The sequence below is a fragment of the Acidimicrobiales bacterium genome (assembly GCA_035533095.1).
In the GTDB taxonomy this organism is placed as follows: domain Bacteria; phylum Actinomycetota; class Acidimicrobiia; order Acidimicrobiales; family Palsa-688; genus DATLUM01.
In genome coordinates this window covers 1-3,011 of the sequence record DATLUM010000093.1, presented here as the reverse complement: position 1 = coordinate 3,011, position 3,011 = coordinate 1, and the positions used below count along the sequence as shown (strand labels likewise).

The 3,011-nt window shown below is 67.8% G+C and carries 5 protein-coding genes; 4 read left to right on the top strand and 1 reads right to left on the bottom strand.

Annotated features, from left to right (window positions below):
* The coding region (locus tag VNF71_11485) for a helix-turn-helix domain-containing protein (protein HVA75173.1) at positions 1-235 on the bottom strand (235 nt) is incomplete at its 3' end.
* Positions 236-350: 115 nt separating this feature from the next.
* Here VNF71_11485 and VNF71_11480 point away from each other — a divergent pair.
* The 4 genes from VNF71_11480 (at position 351) to VNF71_11465 (ending at position 2,860) form a co-directional block, all read left to right on the top strand.
* Positions 351-518 (top strand): SDR family NAD(P)-dependent oxidoreductase, encoded by a 168-nt coding sequence (locus tag VNF71_11480; protein ID HVA75172.1) that lies wholly within the window; start codon positions 351-353, stop codon positions 516-518.
* Between the two features lie 107 nt (positions 519-625).
* Positions 626-1,837 carry an IS21 family transposase gene (istA, locus tag VNF71_11475; GenBank protein HVA75171.1) on the top strand — a complete coding sequence of 404 codons (1,212 nt, stop codon included), beginning with the start codon at positions 626-628 and terminating at the stop codon, positions 1,835-1,837.
* On the top strand, positions 1,834-2,598 hold the full coding sequence (gene istB / locus VNF71_11470; protein ID HVA75170.1) for an IS21-like element helper ATPase IstB: 765 nt from the start codon (positions 1,834-1,836) through the stop codon (positions 2,596-2,598). The genes istA and istB overlap by 4 nt, the downstream gene beginning before the upstream one ends.
* Positions 2,582-2,860, top strand: a complete 279-nt coding sequence (locus VNF71_11465; protein HVA75169.1) for a hypothetical protein — start codon at positions 2,582-2,584, stop codon at positions 2,858-2,860. The genes istB and VNF71_11465 overlap by 17 nt, the downstream gene beginning before the upstream one ends.
* The last annotated feature ends 151 nt before the right edge of the window (positions 2,861-3,011 follow it).

The following is a 3,011-nucleotide window of genomic DNA, read 5'->3' as shown; positions in this document are numbered from 1 at the left end:
CTTCAGGCAGGACGTCGGGATCGAATCGGCGTAGGCATTCGGCGATCAGCTCGTCCTTACCGGTGAAGTGCTGGTACAGCGTGTGCTTGGACACCTCGGCCACCGCGCAGATCTGGTCGATGCCGGTGCGGTTGATGCCCTGATCGCGGAACAGCTGTTGTGAAGCGCTGAGGATGCGCTCTCGCGCGCCCCTGCCACGGCGCAGTCCTCGCGGCCCCTTCTCCAACTCTGTCATAGGCCCAGCGTAGTCCAGGTGGGTACCGACCGGTGTACATAGCTTGCATTCTCTGATACGTTAAGCGATCAGCTCGGTGTACATAATATCGGCAGCGCATGTGAACGGAGTGCTGATGGGAAAGCTCGATGGCAAGGTCGCAGTGATCACTGGCGGGACAAGCGGCATGGCGCTGGCCGGTGCCAAGTTGTTCGTCGATGAGGGAGCGCATGTCTTCATCTCGGGCCGGCGGAAGGACGCGCTGGACGAAGCCGTCGAGCTGTCGCCGCCGCCTGAATACTGACCCCCTATCACCGGTTGAAATCTGACCCCTCTCCCGGGGATCCACCACTTTCAGTGGTTTGGACTCGATCCTGGTCCGCCGACAACGGGCCGACCGGGAGAAGGAATGTGATCGACGTGGAGGAATGGGCAGAGATCAGAAGGCTGCACCGTGCGGAGGCGATGGGCATCAAGGCCATCGCCCGCAGGCTCGGCGTGGCGCGCAACACCGTGCGGTCGGCACTTCGGGCCGAGGAGGCGCCGAAGTACGAGCGCGAGGGGCGGGGCTCGGCGGTGGACGCCTTCGAGCCGGAGATCCGGCGGTTGTTGGGACTGACGCCGGATATGCCCGCGACGGTCGTCGCCGAGCGGATCGGCTGGACGCGTGGGATCACGGTGCTTCGTGAGCGCGTCGCCGAGCTCCGTCCGGCCTACCAGGTGCCCGAGGCCTTCGGGCGCACCGAGTACAAGCCCGGCGAGCTGTGCCAGTGGGACCTGTGGTTCCCCGACTACGAGATCCCGGTCGGCCACGGCCAGGCGGCCGTGCTGCCGGTGCTCGTCGGGGTGACCTGCTACTCGCGCTGGATCCTCGCGCGCATGATCGGCTCGAAGGAGTCCACCGACGTGCTGGGCGGTCACCTGGACCTCGTGGTCGAGCTCGGCAAGGTGCCGAGGATGGGTGTCTACGACGGTGAGCCGGCCATCTCGGTCAGGCGGGGCAAGCGGCTCATCTACACCGAGGCCTACCTGCGCCTCAAAGGAACCCTCGCCATGGGCTCGATCGTGCTCGCGAAGGGCCATCCGGAACGAAAGGGCGTGGTGGAACGAGCCAACGGCTACCTCGAGACGAGTTTCATGCCCGGGCGGAGCTTCGCCGACCAGGACGACTTCAACACCCAGCTCGGCGACTGGCTGGAGACGAGAGCCAACCTGCGAGTCCACTCCGGGCTTCGGTGCCGGCCGTCGGAGCGGATCGACGAGGACCTCGCGGCGATGATCGCGCTGCCACCGGTGCTGCCCGACATGGACTCACACCGCGACCTGCGCCTGCCGGCCGACCACTGGGTGCGCCACCAGACCAACGACTACTCGGTGCACCCGAAAGCGGTGGGTCGCCGCATCCACGTCACCGTCGACGGCGCGCGGGTCACCGCCAAGCTCGGCAACGAGGTGGTCGCCAGCCACGAACGGTCGCTCGCGAGCCACGTCACCGTCACCGACCCGGTCCATGATCGGGCCCGGGAAGCTGCCCGGGCGCTTCGGGGTGTGCCGAAGCCGTCTTCCGACGAGGTCGAGGTGCGCAACCTCGCTGTCTACGACGAGATCACCGGTGCGGCGTGAGCGGCGCCCGGGACCTCGCCTACCTGTGCCGGGAGCTCAAGGCCCCGTCGATCGCCACCGGGGTCGAGCGCCTCGCCGAGCGGGCGCGCTCTGAGGTCTGGAGCCACGAGGACTTCCTCGCCGCCTGCCTGGAGCGCGAGGTGTCGGCCCGTCAGTCCCACGGCGGCGAGAACCGCGTCGCGGCCGCCCGCTTCCCGGCCCGCAAGACCTTGGAGGACTTCGACTTCGAGCACCAGCACAGCGTCCGGAAAGAGGTCGTCGCTCACCTCGGTGCGCTCGACTTCATCGAGGCGCGCTCCAACGCGGTGTTCCTCGGGCCACCGGGCACGGGCAAGAGCCACCTGTCGATCGCGCTCGGCATCAGAGCGTGCCTGGCGGGCCATCGCGTCGCCTTCGCCACGGCGGCCCAGTGGGTCGACCGCCTGGGAGCAGCCCATGACGCCGGCAGGCTCCAGGACGAGCTCAAGAGGTTGGGCCGGTTCCCGCTCGTGATCATTGACGAGGTCGGCTACATCCCGTTCCAGGGCGAGGCCGCCAACCTGTTCTTCCAGCTGGTGAGCTCGCGCTACGAGCGGGCGAGCGTGATCGTCAGCTCCAACAAGGCCTTCAGTCGCTGGGGCGAGGTCTTCGGCGACGACACCGTGGCCGCGGCCATGATCGACCGCTTGGTCCATCACGCCGAGGTCGTCAACTTGAAGGGCGACAGCTACCGCCTGAAGGGCCGAGACCTCGGGAGGGTCCCGAGTGACGACGACAACTGAGCGATTGCGTGACGCTTGCCCTCAGCCGGCCCGCGAGCTCTCCCGCTGTCAGTGCTGGGGGAGGGACACCGTCATCGCCGTCGAGGGAGCCTGCCGCAACCCGCAGCCCGGCTCGGCCCGCCGCTTCTGCTCACCCGCGTGCCGCCGGGTCACCCACCGGCGCCAACGAGCCGGTGCCACCAAGGACGCGCCGGCACAGCGCTCAGGTGGCCGCGGACGCCGCCTCAGGGCAGTTGAGGAGGTGACGCCGCTCGCCAAGTGAACACGCAGCGCGGTCGGTGGCCCTGGATGGGGGGTCAGTTTTCGACCGGTGGAAAGGGGTCAGTTTTGGGCCGGTGTTGACAAGCCTGATCCTGGAGACGTAGGTGAGGGTGGGAAGCAGCTCTGTCAACGCCGAGACGGTTTGGCACTGC

Bases quoted from the DNA above. Each gene is read 5' to 3' on its own strand.
- VNF71_11480 (HVA75172.1), top strand. From the start codon at position 351: ATGGGAAAGCTCGATGGCAAGGTCGCAGTGATCACTGGCGGGACAAGC.